Below are 16,752 nucleotides of genomic sequence, written 5' to 3'. Positions count from 1 at the left end.
CTCCCTGATTCTTTAAATCCCGGCGAACAAAGCTATAGCTAACAGCAAAACCAGATCTAGCAAAAAGTGCTTAGCTAAAACGGCACCTAGCAAAAACAGTACTTAGTAAAAACAACGCCCCCGCAGCCAGAGGCTACGAGGGCGGTGTCAGAAACCTAGCTAGCGATTTAAATCGTGGCTTCGGTTTCCGCTGCTTCAGCTGCAAAAGCGGCTTTCTCTTCTTCGGTGATCTCTTTCATCGACAGCTTCACGCGGTTGCGGTTGTCGATATCCAGCACCTTAACGATCACATCATCGCCTTCGTTCAAGAAGTCGCGCACGTTGTTAACGCGTTCGGCAACGATTTGCGAGATATGCACCAGACCATCGGTGCCGGGCATGATGTTAACGAACGCACCGAAGTCGGCAATACGCACGACCTTGCCGTTATACAGCTTGCCGATTTCCGCTTCTGCGGTAATCGCCAGTACGGTGTCAATCGCACGCTTGGCGGCAGCTTTATCTTCCGCATAGATACGTACGGTGCCATCGTCGTCAAGGTCGATAGAGGCGCCTGTGTCTTCGCAGATTTTGCGAATCATCGCGCCGCCTTTACCGATAACGTCACGGATCTTGTCTGGATCAATTTTAATCGTTGCCATGGACGGCGCGTTGTCGGAGACATCGCTACGGCTCTGGCTGATCACGACATTCATCTGCTCGAGAATACTCAGACGCGCGGTCAGTGCTTGCTGCAGCGCGAGCTCCATAATCTCTTCGTTGATGCCTTCGATCTTGATGTCCATCTGCAGGGCGGTGACACCCTCTTCGGAACCGGCGACTTTGAAGTCCATATCGCCAAGGTGATCTTCGTCACCCAGGATATCGGTCAATACCGCGAAGCCGTCGGCGTCTTTCACCAAGCCCATGGCAATACCGGCGACCGGTGCTTTTAGCGGCACGCCTGCATCCATCAAAGCCAGCGAAGAGCCACATACAGAGGCCATGGAGCTGGAACCGTTAGACTCGGTAATTTCAGACACCACGCGAATGGTGTAGGGGAAGACGTCTTCTGACGGTAGCATCGCCTGCACGCCACGACGCGCTAAGCGGCCATGGCCGATTTCGCGACGCTTCGGGCCACCCATAAAGCCAGCTTCACCCACCGAGTAGGGAGGGAAGTTGTAGTGCAGCATAAAGCGGTCTTTACGCTCACCTTCCAGTGATTCGATTAGCTGTGAATCACGCAGCGTGCCCAGCGTTGCTACGGCAATCGCCTGGGTCTCACCACGCGTAAAGATGGCAGAACCGTGCGCTTTCGGCAGCACACCGACTTCGATGGCCAGCGGACGAACGGTTTGATTGTCACGACCATCAATACGCGGCTCGCCTTTTACCACCCGTGAACGCACAACGCGTTTTTCCAGGCCAGCAAAGGCACCTTTGACGTCATCTTTACTGAACTTGTCGTTAACCGGTTCGCCTTCATCGGCTGCCAGCTGTGCAATCGCCTGGTCTTTCAACTCAGCCAGTGCATCCTGACGCTGCATTTTGTCGGTGATGCGGTAAGCGTCGCCCACTTTAGCTTCAAAGGCATCGGCCATAGCGGCTTTAAGCGCTTGGTTTTCTTCGGCGGCCTGCCACTCCCAGCGCGGCTTGCCCGCTTCAGCAACCAGTTCGTTAATGGCACTGATCGCGACCTGCATTTCCTGGTGACCGAACAGAACGGCGCCCAGCATTTCGTCTTCTAGCAGCTCTTTGGCTTCAGACTCAACCATCAGCACGGCTTTTTCGGTACCGGCGACGACCATGTCCAGCTCTGAGGAGCCCAGTTCTTCAACCGTTGGGTTGAGGAAGTAGCCTTTCTCTTCGTTAAAACCAACGCGGGCTGCGCCAATCGGGCCACTAAACGGCACGCCAGAGATGCTCAGCGCCGCGGAGGTGCCAAGCAAAGCGGCGATATCCGGATCGTGGTTACGGTCGGTAGAGAGAACGGTACAGACGACCTGCACTTCGTTCATGAAGCCTTTGGGGAACAGCGGACGGATCGGGCGATCAATCAAGCGCGAGGTCAGCGTCTCTTTCTCAGTGGGGCGTCCTTCGCGCTTGAAGAAGCCGCCAGGAATCTTGCCCACTGCGTAGGTTTTCTCTTGGTAGTGTACCGAGAGGGGGAAAAAGGGTTGGCTCGGGTTTGCCTCTTTACGAGCGACAACGGTACACAGCACGACGGTGTCATCCATTGTTACCATGACAGCGCCGGTAGCTTGGCGGGCAATACGCCCGGTTTCGAGCGTGACGGTGCTACGACCGTACTGGAACGTTTTCTTTACCGGATTCACAGCGACTTCCTTCAGCATTATCAATATCTACTTGTCTATTCGTTTAGGTCGTTTTGACTCGTTACCATTCTAGGCGCTGGAGCGCGATAGGGCTACCAGTTCCCTCTTGCCGTAAACACGAAACATAAAAAAACGGGCAGCTCACAAAGAGCTGCCCGTTTCTAATCGTTGCCGTTAACGCTTAACGACGCAGACCTAAACGCTGAATCAGAGACTGATAGCGTTCGAAATCTTTACGCTTTAGGTAGTCCAGCAGCTTACGACGCTGGTTAACCATGCGGATCAGACCACGACGAGAGTGGTGATCCTGTTTGTTGGTCTTGAAGTGATCCTGCAGGCCATTAATGTTGGCGCTCAGCAGTGCAACTTGCACTTCAGGGGAACCGGTATCGTTGTCGCCGCGGCCGTATTCGGTGACGATCTCGGCCTTCTTCTCAGCGGTTAAAGCCATCTGTCTCTCCAGTAAGCAATATGCCTAAAAATGAATGGTTGAGACCACGCATATTTGCAGTCTCAGGCTACTAATTTCTACTAGCGATTTTCGCGAACACTGCTGCATCCTTGCAACGCTGTTTACGAGATAGCGACGGTACTTAACAGTCGCTTAGGCGCCACTTCCTGGGCACCTTTCACTACGCCAAGGCCGATAAACGTCTCGGCGTAATAAAGTCGTGCTAACGCATCCGGCGCAAGCGAGCCGGTGGTTAGCATGGCAGGCTGGCCATGTGCCAAGCAGGCGTGGGCCGTATCGTCTACCATCAACGACGGCAAATGATCGACCAGCACATCCACAGGCATTAGCTCAGCTTCCAGTGCCGCTTGGTCGGCCAATGCTTCCAGCGCCTCTAGCGTCCACATCGCGTCGGCTAAAAAAGGCCCCGTTTTGAGCCTTCTTAGTTGACTGATGTGCGCGCCACAGCCAAGCGCTTGGCCAATATCTTCGGCTAACGTGCGGATGTAAGTGCCTTTACTGCAGCTTACTTCCAACTCAAAAGCAGTGCCTTCAAACGATAGCAGGCGCGCATCATACACGCTTACGCGCCGTGCTGCACGTTCTACCTGCTTGCCTTCACGGGCCAACTCGTAAAGTTTTTTGCCTTGATGCTTTAGCGCCGAATACATGGGCGGCACTTGGTCAATCTCACCACGAAAACGAGTGAGCACTGCTTCCACGTCATCGACGCTTAGGCTGGGGACCTCATGCTGCTCAATCACCGCACCTTCCGCATCACCGGTATCGGTGATCACCCCGAGCTCTACCCGGGTGCGATACACCTTGTCGGCTTCCAGCAAGTGCGATGAAAACTTGGTCGCTTCGCCTAGGCAAATCGGCAATAAGCCGGTTGCCATTGGGTCTAGCGTTCCGGTGTGCCCGGCTTTTTGAGCCTGAAACAGCCGACGCACACGCTGCAGCGCATGGTTGCTGGAAACGCCCTTGGGCTTATCCAGCAGCAATACACCATTAACCGGCAAACCTCGACGTTGACGCGCCACTAGCGAGTTTCCTCACTTTGCTGGGCGTCGGTGTCCTGGCTACTGTCTTGGTAATCGTCACTATCTTGATAATCATCATCGTTTTGATAGCGTGCACGATCCGTGGTCACGGCTTCATCAATTAATGAAGAGAGTTGCTGACCGCGTACCACGCTCTCATCGAAATGAAAACGCAGCTCCGGGACGTGACGTAGCTTGATGCGCTTAGCAATCTGACTTCTTAGAAAACCGGCAGCTCGCTTAAGCACCTGCAGGTTCTCTTTAATACGCTCGGGCTCTTGCTCACCCAACAGAGTGACATAGACATCGGAGTAGCCAAGATCACGACTAACGGTGACACCGCTCACCGTGACCATGCCTAAACGCGGGTCTTTCACTTCGCGTTGAATCAGTACCGCCAGCTCCTTTTGGAGCTGGTCGGCTACCCGGTCGGTACGCTTAAATTCGCGCATGTTTAGCTCCTCGCAGCCTTACAGGCTACGCTCGACCTTCACTTGGTCGAAGACTTCGATCTTATCGCCGACTTGGACATCGTTGTAGTTCTTCACGCCGATGCCACACTCCATACCGTTGCGCACTTCCTGCACATCGTCTTTGAAGCGGCGCAGCGATTCGAGCTCGCCTTCGTAGATTACTACGTCATCACGCAACACGCGGATCTTCTTATTACGATGCACGTTGCCTTCAACCACCATACAACCGGCGATGGCACCAATTTTCGGCGCACGGAAGACGTCGCGTACTTCAGCAATACCAACGATCTCTTCTTTCCACTCAGGTGCGAGCATACCGCTCATCGCCTGTTTGACCTCGTCGATCAACTGATAGATGACGCTGTAGTAACGTAGATCCAGGCCTTCGCGCTCAACGATCTCACGGGCAGCGGCATCAGCACGGACGTTAAAGCCGACCACGATGGCTTCAGATGCAAGCGCCAGGTTGGCATCGGTACCGGTGATACCACCGACACCCGAAGAGACCACCGCCACTTCGACTTCATCAGTGGAGAGCTCTTCCAGGGCGCCTTTGATCGCTTCCAGTGAGCCTTGAACATCGGCCTTGAGGACGATATTGACCTTGGCCACTTCGTCTTGGCCCATCTGGCTGAACATGTTCTCCAGCTTGGCCTTCTGCTGACGTGCCAGGCGCACTTCGCGGTATTTGCCTTGACGGAAGTTCGCTACTTCGCGAGCTTTCTTCTCGTCAGCCACGACCATAAAGTCATCACCGGCATCCGGCGTGCCGCCCAAGCCTTGAATTTCTACTGGCATCGCAGGGCCAACCGAATCAACCTGCTGGGCCAGTTCGTTGGTCAGCGCACGTACACGACCATAGTGCAGGCCAGCCAGGACGATATCGCCCTTTTTCAGCGTACCGTTCTGAACCAACACGGTAGCGACCGGACCACGACCTTTATCAAGGCGTGACTCAACCACAACACCTTTACCCGGCGCGGAAGGCACGGCTTTTAACTCAAGCACTTCGGAGGCCAACTGGATCGCTTCCAGCAGCTCTTCCATACCTTCACCGGTCTTAGCAGACACGTGAACAAACTGGGTATCACCGCCCCACTCTTCTGAAATCACGCCGTGCTGGGAAAGCTCGTTCTTGATGCGATCCAGATCGATCCCCTGCTTATCGATCTTGTTCACCGCCACCACCATCGGTACTTCAGCGGCCTTGGAGTGCTCGATCGCTTCAATCGTCTGTGGCATCACGCCGTCATCCGCGGCAACAACCAGAATGACGACGTCCGTTGCCTTGGCACCACGGGCACGCATAGCGGTAAACGCCGCGTGGCCTGGGGTATCCAGGAAGGTAACGCCACCGTGGTTATCTTCCACGTGGTAGGCGCCGATATGCTGGGTAATACCGCCCGCTTCACCGGTCGCTACTTTCGCTTTACGGATGTAATCCAGCAACGAAGTCTTACCGTGGTCAACGTGACCCATCACCGTAACAACGGGTGAACGAGTGATCTCTTCGCCTTCATAGGAGATGCCTTCGAGCATTTCCGTTTCCAGCGCGTCATCTTTCACCAGCTTCGGCGTATGACCCATCTCTTCCACCACGATCGCAGCCGTATCCTGATCGATGGTTTGGTTGATGGTAACCGCCGCGCCCATGTTAAACATGGCCTTGATCACTTCATTGGCCTTGATCGACATCTTGTCGGCCAATTCCGCTACGCTGATCGATTCAGGAATCGATACTTCGCGCACGATCGGCTGGGTCGGCTTCTGGAAAGCGTGCTTGCCATTGCCGGTTTGGTTGCCACCACGGCGACCACCACGACGCTGCTCGGCACGTTTGACCTTCTTACCGCCGCCACCGCGCTTGCGCTCTTCGCGATCACCACGATCTTCATCGTCACGACGACCTTTAGCCTTCGCTGCCGTTTTCTTCGGCGGAGCGGTACGACGGTCAGAGCGGCCTTCTTTCGGCGGCGCTGGCGGCATATCGTCACCGGACGGCGTGTCATCAATCTCTAGGTTGGGCACTTCGATATCAGGCGTCGCAGCTGCTTTGGCGACTTTGGGCGTTGATTCAGCCTCTTTGTTGCTACGTGCCGTCGCTTCAGCTTCTTTATTGCTACGCGCGGTTGCCTCAGCTACCTGTGCAGCACGGGCTTTCTTAGCAGCGGCTTTTTCTTCGGCTTCACGCGCATCAGACACTTTGCGCTCAGCTTCGGCTTCTGCCATATCGCCCACTAGCTGGCGCGGGCCGGTGTAGCTAGGCTCCGGTGCTTTCGGCTTTTCATCTTCAGCGCTTTTTACGTAGGTTTTTTTCTTACGTACCTGCACTTCGATGCTTTTGCCGCGCTCACCGGTATTGATACGGCTACGGGTTTTGCGCGTCAGCGTGATGCGGTTCTTACCCGCTTCAGGGGTGTCGCTACCGCCGTGGCTCTTCTTCAAGAAACTCAGCAACTTCTGCTTATCTTCTTCAGATACAGCATCGCTTTCAGAAGCGTGCTTTAAACCCGCTTCTTTCATTTGCTCTAGTAGGCGAGGCACATCACGGCCCACCTTTCCTGCGAAATCTTTAACTGTCATATCTGACATATTGACCCTCCTCAGCCCGTGACCTGTTTACTGTGTGTTCGAATCCGATGCGTCATCGACTTCAAACCAGGGCGCACGGGCAGTCATGATCAGTGCCGCTGCGCGCGCTTCGTCCAACTCCTCGATATCGACCAGATCGTCGACAGACTGCTCGGCGAGATCTTCCATGGTGACAATGCCGCGACTGGCCAGAATGAAGGCCAGGTGGCGCTCCATGCCATCCATCTCCAGCAGATCAGCTGCTGGCTGGGCACCGTCTAGCGCTTCTTCCGAGGCAATCGCCATCGTCAGCAGCTCGTCTTTCGCACGTGCGCGTAGCTGCTCTACTATATCTTCATCGAACTCTTCGATTTCGAGCATTTCTTCCATCGGCACGTAGGCGACTTCTTCCAGGGTAGTGAACCCCTCTTCCACTAACAGGCGAGCGACGTCTTCATCCACTTCAAGGTGCTGAATAAAAGAGTCCACCAGGCTATCAATCTCTTGGTCGCGCTTAGACTCCGCTTCCTCTTCGGTCATGACATTAATCCGCCAGCCGGTAAGTTCAGAAGCCAAACGCACGTTCTGGCCGCTCCTGCCAATCGCCTGAGCAAGGTTATCCTGCGCCACGGCCACATCCATTGCGTGGGCGTCTTCGTCCACAAGGATAGACCCAACATCGGCAGGTGCCATGGCGTTAATCACCAATTGGGCAGGATTATCGTCCCACAGCACGATATCAACGCGTTCGTTCTGCAGCTCCGAAGAGACCGCCTGAACGCGCGAACCGCGCATACCCACACAGGCACCGACAGGATCAATGCGGCGATCATTGGTTTTTACCGCAATTTTGGCGCGTGAACCGGGGTCGCGAGCAGCACCTTTGATCTCAATCAACTGTTCAGCGATTTCAGGCACTTCGATTTTGAACAGTTCAATAATCAGCTCGGGACACGTCCGCGATAGCTGGAGCTGGGCGCCACGAGCGTCCGGGTCGACTTTGACCAAAAGGGCACGTACCCGCTCGTTCATGCGGTAACGTTCGCCGTGAATCATTTCATTGCGCGGCAAAAACGCCTCAGCGTTTTCACCCAAATCAATGATCAGGCCATCACGCGTGGTCTTTTTAACGATGCCCGCAACCAGTTCACCTTCGCGATCGGCATACTGGCGCACGACTTCGGCCCGCTCGGCTTCGCGTACTTTCTGCACGATCACCTGCTTCGCGGTTTGTGCAGCGATACGGCCAAACGACGCATTTTCGATGCTTTTTTCGACAACATCGCCTAATTTCAGCGGCGGATCGCGCTGCTCGGCGATGCTCTCTTTAATTTCGTAATCTGGCGTTTCGAATTCGTCATCTTCCACAACGGTCCAGGTGCGGAAGGTTTCGTATTCGCCAGTGCGACGGTCAATATGCACGCGCACATTGGCTTCTTCTCTTTCAAAACGCTTGCGTGACGCGCTCGCAAGAGCGGCTTCTACCGCCTCGAAGATGACATCACGCGGGACGCCCTTCTCATTGGAGATCGCGTCAACGACCATTAAAATTTCTTTACTCATGCGTATGCCTCGCCAGAAAACCTATCCTTATGTGCATCACCCCGGCAGCCTGCCGGCAGCGCCGCCACCCGGTCAATCGTCGAACTGCGGTACAATGTGAGCAGAATCAATACTCTCAATTGGAAAGCAGTACTCTTCGCCATCCAGTTGTAACAGTACTTCATCCCCCTCAACACCGACCAAAAGCCCTTGATACTTGCGCCGCCCGTCAAAGGCAGTGCGCAGTTTCAGCGCGACGTGATGACCTTGAAAGCGGGTAAACTGATCCAGGGAATACAAGGGACGTGCCATGCCTGGCGAGGAGACTTCCAACCGGTACTCACCGGCAATGGGGTCTTCTACATCCATAACAGCACTGACTTGGCGGCTAATATCTGCGCAGTCTTCCACGCTGACACCACTCTCGCGCTCGATGTAGATCACCAGCCGCGAGTTTTTGCCCTGGGAAAGATGGTCGATGCCCCATAGCTCAAAGCCCATGGCAGCAACAACAGGTTCGATCAGCGCGTGAAGCGCAGCGTGTTTAGTGGCCACAGACAAAGCTCCTATAGCCGTTGCATCAGGCACCTGGCCAGGAGTTATTAGAAAAGCTAGGTGGCTGATTGGCGTTACTCGGGAATGTGTCTCCGGTTTTCCGGACGACATCCGCTATTAAGATATTCGTGCTAACGATATTTTTGCCAACAAGGCGGGCGCCAATGCAGCAGCACCAAGCGCCTTTGCTAGCTAAAAGCTGCTAACAAAAAGCCCCTTCACTGGAAGGGGCTTTTTGAAAGAAACCTTGAGTACCATCTTAGCAACATGTAGCAGGCTGTACCTGGTATGACTGACTGTTTTCTATTTTTCTAAAAGAAAACAACCATCACATGCAACTAGAAAATGGTAGCGGGGACCGGATTTGAACCGATGACCTTCGGGTTATGAGCCCGACGAGCTACCAGACTGCTCCACCCCGCATCAATCTAGGTCGACGATAATAGACACTAAAGCTACTCACGTCAAGAACTACTTGCTTCAAGAACCACTTACTTAAAGCTGTCTTTTTCATCTCAGGTGCCAAGCTGGCATTCTGGTAACGAAAGAAACGTTCTGGGAAGCTGGCTAGCCAGCAAAACAGATGGTGCCGAAGGCGGGACTTGAACCCGCACGACCATACGGTCACTACCCCCTCAAGATAGCGTGTCTACCAATTCCACCACTTCGGCATCAGGGGAGGCTAAAAAACAGTCAGCCACTTACTCGCTGCTTTCCTCTAGCACTGGCGCGGCATTATCCACATCCGCAGGCCTGTCGTCAAGCGTTGGAACGTTTTGCTGCTGCTCGATCAGACGCGAATCGGGGATACCCGCTTCGGGTGCCTGGCCTGCCTGGGTGGCAAAGTAAGCCAGCGCCATTGAGGTGGCGAAAAAACCCGCCGCCAACAAAGCCGTGGTGCGCGACAAGAAGTTACCGCTGCCCCGCGAACCAAACACGGTTTGTGATGCACCGCCCCCGAAGGCTGCACCGGCTTCGGCACCTTTACCCTGCTGAAGCAGAATGAGTACCACCAGGGCGACCGCAATCACCACATGAATCATAAGAATTGCAACTTGCATGGCGTTATCCTGCTGACTGACAAATGGCATAAAAATCATCGATCTTGAGTGAGGCTCCGCCCACTAGACCGCCGTCGATATCTGGCTGAGCGAGCAGCTCAGCCGCATTGCTTGCGTTCATACTGCCGCCGTAAAGCAAACGCAGTTGCTCAGCGAGCCCCTTATCAAAACCCGCTTGGTAGGCGCGAATGCCTGCCATGACGTCCTGTGCTTGCTCGGGCGTCGCCGTGCGACCAGTGCCAATGGCCCAAACAGGCTCATAGGCAATCACGACCTGCTTGCGCTGATCGGGCTCTAAGCGGGACATGACATAGCCCACTTGACGAAGCACAACATCCATCGTGCGACCTGCGTCACGCTCCTCTAGAGACTCACCCACACAAAGGATCGGCTTGAGATCGACACTTAACGCGGCTAATAGGCGCGCGAAAATCTGTTCATCGCTCTCTTTATAAAGCTGGCGTCGTTCGGAGTGCCCCACCAAGACATAAGAGACCGCAAACTCTTTTAGCATGCGGCCACTCACTTCGCCGGTATGCGCCCCAGAGTGAATAGGGTTCAGCGTTTGCGCGCCTAATGATAGCACCGTACCTTCAAACGCTTGGCGCGCTGCATCCAAATAGGGGAACGGCGGAATAATAACGACATCCACGTTCGTTGGCGATACGGCGGCGGAGAAGGCCTGGCCGAATTCATTGATCAACGCCACGGAACCGTTCATTTTCCAGTTGCCGGCAATTAAAGGCGTACGCATCGACTCTCCTCACTCAAGGTGGAGCGAAATGGTATAGGAGCGGCCTTGTCAAGACAACCGCTGTTATAGCCACAGGCTGGGTTTGCGAAACATGTTTACTAAACAAGTGTGCTGAACCGTTTTGCTGTGCTGGTTGGTTAAGCATGTTTAATCAAGCAGTGCCTGAACTTGATCAGCCAAGGTGCGTGCCAATTGGTCGACATCCAAATGAGCGCGACCCTCCACCATCACACGAATTAGCGGCTCAGTACCTGATGGACGTAGCAGCACTCGACCCTCATCGCCTAACTCATGCTCTAAAGCGGCCACCGCCTGTTGAAGTGCCGCCGTCTCCATGACCTCTTTTGCGCTGACATGGGCGGGCAAGCGTACATTAACCAGCGCCTGGGGCACTTTCTCCAGCTCTTTTAAGAGTATCGGCAGGCTTTTTTGCTCGCGCATCATCAGTGCCAAAACCTGCAACGCGGAGACGACCCCGTCGCCGGTGGTCTGCACATGACCACAGACTATATGCCCCGACGACTCACCGCCTAGCTCCCACCCATTGGCGGCCATGCGCTCCATCACAAAGCGATCACCCACTTTAGCTCGCTCAAAGGGGATTCCCAGCTTGTCCAGCGCCATCGCCAGGCCAAAATTCGACATCACCGTGCCTACTACGCCGCCTTGCAGCAAACCACGCTCGTGGCGATCGCGGGCAATCAGATAGAGAATATCGTCGCCATCAACTTCGCGACCGTCGCCGTCCACCAGCAACAGGCGATCACCATCGCCATCAAAGGCGATCCCCAAATCAGCATTTTGCTGAATCACGGCAGCACGCAGAGCAGCAGGGTGCGTTGAGCCCACCTGCTGGTTAATATTCAACCCGTCGGGCGCAGAGCCAATAGTAGTGACATCAGCCCCCAGCTCGCGGAACACATTGGGCGCGATATGATAAGTGGCACCGTGAGCACAATCTAAGACGATTTTGAGACCGTGCAGACTAAGCCGGTCAGGCAGAGTCGATTTGCAAAACTCGATATAACGGCCTGAGGCGTCGTCGATACGCGTCGCCTTACCCAGCTGAGCGGCTTCAGCCGTAGTCAGCGGCGCTTCTAACATCGCCTCAATACGATCCTCTGTCTCATCAGGCAGTTTCTTGCCCTCCGCGGAGAAAAACTTGATGCCGTTATCATCAAACGGATTGTGCGACGCCGAAATGACGATGCCCGCATCGGCACGAAAGGTGCGCGTTAAGTAGGCAATGCCCGGCGTGGGCATTGGCCCTAGCAGCGACACATCGACCCCCGCTGCGGAAAGCCCTGCTTCTAGGGCGGATTCGAACATATAGCCAGAAATTCGCGTGTCTTTGCCGATCAGAACCCGCGTTCGGCCTTTATCACGGCGCAGCACCTGCCCCGCCGCCCAGCCCAGTTTGAGCATAAAATCAGCGGTAATCGGCGATTTACCCACCGTACCGCGAATACCATCCGTCCCAAAATAGCGCCTTGTCATGCGTCAAACTCCTTGTTTAGCGGCGGCTCGCAGCCTTCTTGAAGTACCGCCCATGCCATATTGACTGCATCGACCGTTTCAGCCACATCATGCACGCGCAAAATATTTGCCCCACGCTCCACTGCCATAGCAGCGAGCGCCAAGCCCCCCGGCAAACGCTCCTCTACCGGGCGGCCCAATACTTTACCAATCATACTCTTGCGTGACATACCCACCAGCAAGGGAAGCTCAAATGACTGAAAAGTTTCCATGTATTTGAGTAAGCGTAGATTGTGTTCGACGGTTTTGCCGAAGCCAAAACCTGGATCTATCAATAATCGATTACGGCGCAAACCGGCTGCCTCGCACTCGGCAATCCGGCGTGACAAATAGTCAGCCACCTCTTCCTCGATAGGGCGCTGATAAGCGGGTGACTCCTGCATATCTTGCGGCTCACCCTGTCGATGCATCAAGCAAACGGGCAAACCACTACCCACCGCAGCCAGCAGCGCCCCATCGCGCTCTAACGCGCGCACATCGTTAATCATTCCAGCGCCCAGCTCGCTCGCCTCGCGTATGACCGTCGGGCAGCTGGTATCCACCGACACCAGCGCATCCAGCTCACGAACCAGAATTTCCACCACCGGCGCCACCCGATCCAGCTCCTCCTGGGGACTGACAGGGGTAGCGCCAGGGCGAGTCGATTCGCCGCCCACATCTATTATCGCCGCCCCTTCGGCCAGCATTCGCTCGGCGTGGCGCAAAGCGCCATCCAATGACACATGCTGACCACCATCGGAAAAAGAGTCAGGGGTCACATTAAGAATGCCCATTACCCGGGGAAAGGAGAGATCCAGCAGATGACGTCCGCAACGCAGTTGAAAAGCATTTTCTGCGGTGCGTGTGGAGGATGTGTCCAAAATTGATTTCATGCTGCAGCCTGATCAAGAAAATAAACATTGCAGTGGTATGCACACAGCATAACAAAAAAGGCGCCCCTGACAGGGCGCCTTTTGCTCATACGACGATGCCGACGGCTATGGACCGGCAGGACCGCCTAGCGGGTCTGAGGGACGGCGACGCGGTTTGTCGTCATCCTCTTCACCATTGTCTCCAGAATCACTGCCGCCAGAAGAATCACTTCCAGAAGCGCTAGAAGAAGCGTCGTCTTCGGCCTTCACTTGCGGCTTGTCATCGTTGACAGGGGTACCGCCACCGGATGAGTCACCGTCGTCCCAGCCTTCTGGTGGGCGCGGATCACGACCTTCCATGATGTCCTTCAACTGAGCGGCATCAATGGTCTCGTACTTCATCAAAGCCTCGGCCATGGCATCCAGCTTATCGCGATTATCGGTCAGGATTTGGCGTGCCTGCTCGTAGCAATCGTCGATGATTTTGCGGACTTCCTTATCAAGGCGCGTGGTGGTGTCACCCGACTTCATCTTACCACCGCCCTGACCCGGGCCGCCGAGGAACTGATGAGACTCATCCTCGTCGTACATGATCGGGCCCATTTCGTCGGACAAGCCCCACTTAGCAACCATGTTGTGAGCCAGCTCTGTAGCACGCTTGATGTCGTTGGAGGCACCCGTGGTCACGCCGTTCGGGCCTAGCGTCATCTCTTCGGCAATACGGCCACCAAACAGCGAGCAGATTTGCCCCAGAATTTGCTGACGAGAGAGGCTGTAGCGATCCTCTTCCGGCAGGAACATAGTGACACCCAGCGCACGACCCCGCGGGATAATCGTTACTTTGTAGACCGGATCATGGGAAGGCACGACCAAACCGATAATGGCGTGACCCGACTCATGGTAAGCCGTATTGAGCTTCTCTTTGTCGGTCATGACCATCGATTTGCGCTCAGCGCCCATCATGATCTTGTCCTTCGCCAGCTCAAGCTCTTCCATGCTGACCAAGCGCTTATTGCGGCGCGCGGCAAACAGGGCAGCTTCGTTGACGAGGTTGGCCAAATCCGCGCCTGAGAAACCAGGCGTACCACGTGCGATCAACTGCGGTTTTACGTCATCACCCAGTGGCACTTTACGCAGGTGAACGCCCAAAATGTGCTCACGACCACGAATGTCCGGCAAGCCGACCGTTACCTGACGGTCAAAGCGGCCGGGGCGCATAAGCGCAGGGTCGAGTACGTCAGGACGGTTAGTCGCGGCGATAACGATGACGCCTTCGTTGGCCTCAAAACCATCCATTTCAACCAGCAGCTGATTCAACGTCTGTTCGCGCTCGTCGTTACCGCCACCCATGCCAGCGCCGCGTGAGCGACCCACAGCGTCAATCTCATCGATAAAGATGATGCACGGCGCCTGCTTCTTAGCCTGCTCGAACATGTCGCGCACACGCGATGCACCCACACCGACAAACATTTCCACGAAGTCTGAACCGGAAATTGAGAAGAACGGTACTTTCGCTTCGCCAGCAATCGATTTTGCCAGCAGCGTTTTACCGGTACCTGGAGGCCCTACCATTAATACGCCGCGGGGAATCGTACCGCCCAAGCGCTGAAATTTAGTCGGGTCACGCAGGAAGTCTACCAACTCTTCGACTTCTTCCTTGGCTTCATCACAGCCAGCCACGTCGGCAAAGGTCGTCTTGATCTGATCCTGGGAGAGCAGCTTGGCCTTCGACTTACCAAAGCTCATCGGGCCGCCTTTACCGCCACCGGCGCCACCTTGCATTTGGCGCATGAAGAACATAAAGATGCCCAAAATCAGCAAAATCGGGAAGCTGGCAATAAGTAGCCGCGTCCAGATGCTTTGCTGCTCTGGCTCTTTGCCCACGACCGTCACATTATTGCTCAACAGATCGTCCATCAGCTTCGGATCTTCTGCCGATGGGCGGATTGTCTGAAACTGAGAGCCATCCGTACGCTCACCAGTGATGGTGTAACCATCAATCGTTACGCTACGTACCTGCTGATTTTGCACCTGCTGCACAAACTGGGAATAGTTAGTGTTTTGCGGTGCGCTTTCGGTGCTGAAATTATTGAACACAGTCAGTAGGACGGCCGCGATGACCAACCACAGAATCAGGTTCTTCGCCATATCATTCAAGGGGCTACCCTCATTACAAGAATCTGTCAGTTAAACCCTGATGCTTATAAATCCTTCTACTAGGACATTACATCAGCATCAAGCGTTCAACCATTGCCAAAGCGTCTTATATTATGCCTCGGGCCATCTGTGTCACGCGCAATTATGGCGCCTAATGTGACACACGTTGCGCTTGCCTGTCTGGCAATCGCGCTGATAAATCTTGGCTATGAACCACACGGGCGGTGCCTCCTACCTAAAGACAGTCACCCGCGAAACCCTTCGGCCAGAAAATAAACTTCCCGTGAACGTGCTCGGGAAGCATCTGGCTTACGGGTTACCACCTTGCTAAAGCTGCCGCGCAACTCTTTCAAATAGGCGTCAAAACCTTCCCCCTGGAATACTTTAGCTAAAAACCGACCACCAGGTGACAACGTTTCACGTGCGAGCTCTAACGCTAGCTCCACTAAATACATCGCCTGAGGCTGATCAATCGCCGCCATACCACTCATATTGGGGGCCATATCCGACATCACAAGGTCTACACGGCGATTATCCAGGCGTTTTAATATCGCCTCTAGTACCGCCTCTTCAGTGAAATCGCCTTGGATAAAGTCCACACCGGCCAGTGCATCCATTTCCAGAATATCAGAGGCAATCACCACACCTTCCGGCCCTACCCTCTCCGCAGCGATTTGACTCCACCCACCGGGGGCTGCCCCAAGATCAATCACCGTCATGCCAGGGCGCAGCAGTTTATCCTTTTCATCCAACTCGATCAGCTTATAGCTGGCACGGGAGCGGTAGCCATCTTGCCAGCTCTGCTTCACGTACTGGTCGTCAAAGTGCTCCTTCTTCCAGTTATTGCTGGTCTTGCTAACAGAATGTTTTCGGTTTGGGGGCTTTTGCTGCATGTGGGAATCTAACACTGGAATAAGAGATGGGCGCATTCACGCGATCGCTTTCACTCGGTGACGTTTCACCGTAAGATGGAGCGTTAAGCGCTAACCGGGATACCGCAAGATACCATGAGCTTGTCACAGGCACAAAAGAAAGCATTTCGTAGCATTGGCCACCATCTCAACCCAGTGGTCACCGTTTCTGAGAACGGCGTCTCCGAAAATTTGCTTGCAGAACTTAACCGCGCACTTACCGATCACGAATTGATCAAAGTGAAGCTTGCCATTCCTGAGCGTGATGATCGGGCTGCTATGATAGCCGAACTGATCGCCAATAGCCGTGCCGACCTGGTACAGACCATTGGCAAAATGGCGCTGCTCTACCGCAGAAACCCGCAGGTGAACCCGAAGCTTTCTAACGTTACCCGCTTCGAGAACCATCACGGCCGCCATTAACCATTCGCTTGAACTCGCTCTAACACTCTCTCAAGAACACTACTTAAGACAGAGCGCGGCGATGATACTAAAACGCCCCTTCGACCGACCTAACCAAGGCCAACCG

The 16,752-nt window shown here is 54.6% G+C and carries 14 protein-coding genes and 2 tRNA genes; 1 reads left to right on the top strand and 15 read right to left on the bottom strand.

Translation table 11 applies throughout. The features are described from left to right. Window positions 1-167: 167 nt before the first annotated feature. From pnp to rlmE, 15 genes are all read right to left on the bottom strand, one after another. Complete coding sequence (pnp, locus tag QEN58_RS01595) at window positions 168-2,336, bottom strand: polyribonucleotide nucleotidyltransferase (RefSeq protein ID WP_280105460.1); 2,169 nt, start codon at window positions 2,334-2,336, stop codon at window positions 168-170. A 163-nt stretch (window positions 2,337-2,499) separates the two neighbouring features. Continuing rightward, window positions 2,500-2,769: a 30S ribosomal protein S15 gene (rpsO, locus tag QEN58_RS01590; protein WP_007111823.1), complete on the bottom strand. Its 270-nt coding sequence runs from the start codon at window positions 2,767-2,769 to the stop codon at window positions 2,500-2,502. Window positions 2,770-2,891: 122 nt separating this feature from the next. After that, window positions 2,892-3,812, bottom strand: coding sequence for a tRNA pseudouridine(55) synthase TruB (truB, locus tag QEN58_RS01585; RefSeq protein WP_280105459.1), 921 nt, complete (start codon window positions 3,810-3,812; stop codon window positions 2,892-2,894). Next, on the bottom strand, window positions 3,812-4,264 hold the full coding sequence (gene rbfA, locus QEN58_RS01580) for a 30S ribosome-binding factor RbfA (protein WP_280105458.1): 453 nt from the start codon (window positions 4,262-4,264) through the stop codon (window positions 3,812-3,814). The genes truB and rbfA overlap by 1 nt, the downstream gene beginning before the upstream one ends. An 18-nt stretch (window positions 4,265-4,282) precedes the next feature. Beyond that, on the bottom strand, window positions 4,283-6,877 hold the full coding sequence (gene infB, locus QEN58_RS01575) for a translation initiation factor IF-2 (protein ID WP_280105457.1): 2,595 nt from the start codon (window positions 6,875-6,877) through the stop codon (window positions 4,283-4,285). Window positions 6,878-6,904: 27 nt separating this feature from the next. Continuing rightward, window positions 6,905-8,419 carry a transcription termination factor NusA gene (gene nusA / locus QEN58_RS01570; protein ID WP_071695106.1) on the bottom strand — a complete coding sequence of 505 codons (1,515 nt, stop codon included), beginning with the start codon at window positions 8,417-8,419 and terminating at the stop codon, window positions 6,905-6,907. 72 nt (window positions 8,420-8,491) lie between these two features. Next, window positions 8,492-8,953: a ribosome maturation factor RimP gene (gene rimP, locus QEN58_RS01565; protein ID WP_007111828.1), complete on the bottom strand. Its 462-nt coding sequence runs from the start codon at window positions 8,951-8,953 to the stop codon at window positions 8,492-8,494. 346 nt (window positions 8,954-9,299) lie between these two features. Beyond that, window positions 9,300-9,376, bottom strand: a tRNA-Met gene (locus QEN58_RS01560). A gap of 161 nt (window positions 9,377-9,537) precedes the next feature. After that, window positions 9,538-9,624: transfer RNA gene (locus QEN58_RS01555), tRNA-Leu, on the bottom strand. A 30-nt stretch (window positions 9,625-9,654) separates the two neighbouring features. After that, window positions 9,655-10,014 (bottom strand): preprotein translocase subunit SecG, encoded by a 360-nt coding sequence (gene secG, locus QEN58_RS01550; RefSeq protein WP_280105456.1) that lies wholly within the window; start codon window positions 10,012-10,014, stop codon window positions 9,655-9,657. 4 nt (window positions 10,015-10,018) lie between these two features. Beyond that, window positions 10,019-10,768 carry a triose-phosphate isomerase gene (gene tpiA / locus QEN58_RS01545; RefSeq protein WP_280105455.1) on the bottom strand — a complete coding sequence of 250 codons (750 nt, stop codon included), beginning with the start codon at window positions 10,766-10,768 and terminating at the stop codon, window positions 10,019-10,021. Between the two features lie 147 nt (window positions 10,769-10,915). After that, entirely contained in the window at window positions 10,916-12,265 is a 1,350-nt protein-coding gene (glmM, locus tag QEN58_RS01540) for a phosphoglucosamine mutase (protein ID WP_280105454.1), read from the bottom strand. Further along, window positions 12,262-13,176, bottom strand: coding sequence for a dihydropteroate synthase (folP, locus tag QEN58_RS01535; protein WP_280105453.1), 915 nt, complete (start codon window positions 13,174-13,176; stop codon window positions 12,262-12,264). Before folP ends, glmM begins: the two co-directional genes overlap by 4 nt. Before the next feature lie 105 nt (window positions 13,177-13,281). Beyond that, complete coding sequence (gene ftsH / locus QEN58_RS01530; RefSeq protein ID WP_280105452.1) at window positions 13,282-15,312, bottom strand: ATP-dependent zinc metalloprotease FtsH; 2,031 nt, start codon at window positions 15,310-15,312, stop codon at window positions 13,282-13,284. A gap of 245 nt (window positions 15,313-15,557) precedes the next feature. Further along, on the bottom strand, window positions 15,558-16,205 hold the full coding sequence (gene rlmE, locus QEN58_RS01525; protein WP_035582941.1) for a 23S rRNA (uridine(2552)-2'-O)-methyltransferase RlmE: 648 nt from the start codon (window positions 16,203-16,205) through the stop codon (window positions 15,558-15,560). Between the two features lie 114 nt (window positions 16,206-16,319). Between rlmE and yhbY the strand changes: the two genes are divergently transcribed. Then, window positions 16,320-16,646 carry a ribosome assembly RNA-binding protein YhbY gene (gene yhbY, locus QEN58_RS01520; protein WP_008958789.1) on the top strand — a complete coding sequence of 109 codons (327 nt, stop codon included), beginning with the start codon at window positions 16,320-16,322 and terminating at the stop codon, window positions 16,644-16,646. Window positions 16,647-16,752 lie beyond the last annotated feature (106 nt).

Source organism: Halomonas alkaliantarctica (assembly GCF_029854215.1).
Taxonomy (GTDB): domain Bacteria; phylum Pseudomonadota; class Gammaproteobacteria; order Pseudomonadales; family Halomonadaceae; genus Vreelandella; species Vreelandella alkaliantarctica_A.
Note: the sequence above shows the minus strand (reverse complement) of the source record. Positions and strands in the feature narration are given on the sequence as shown.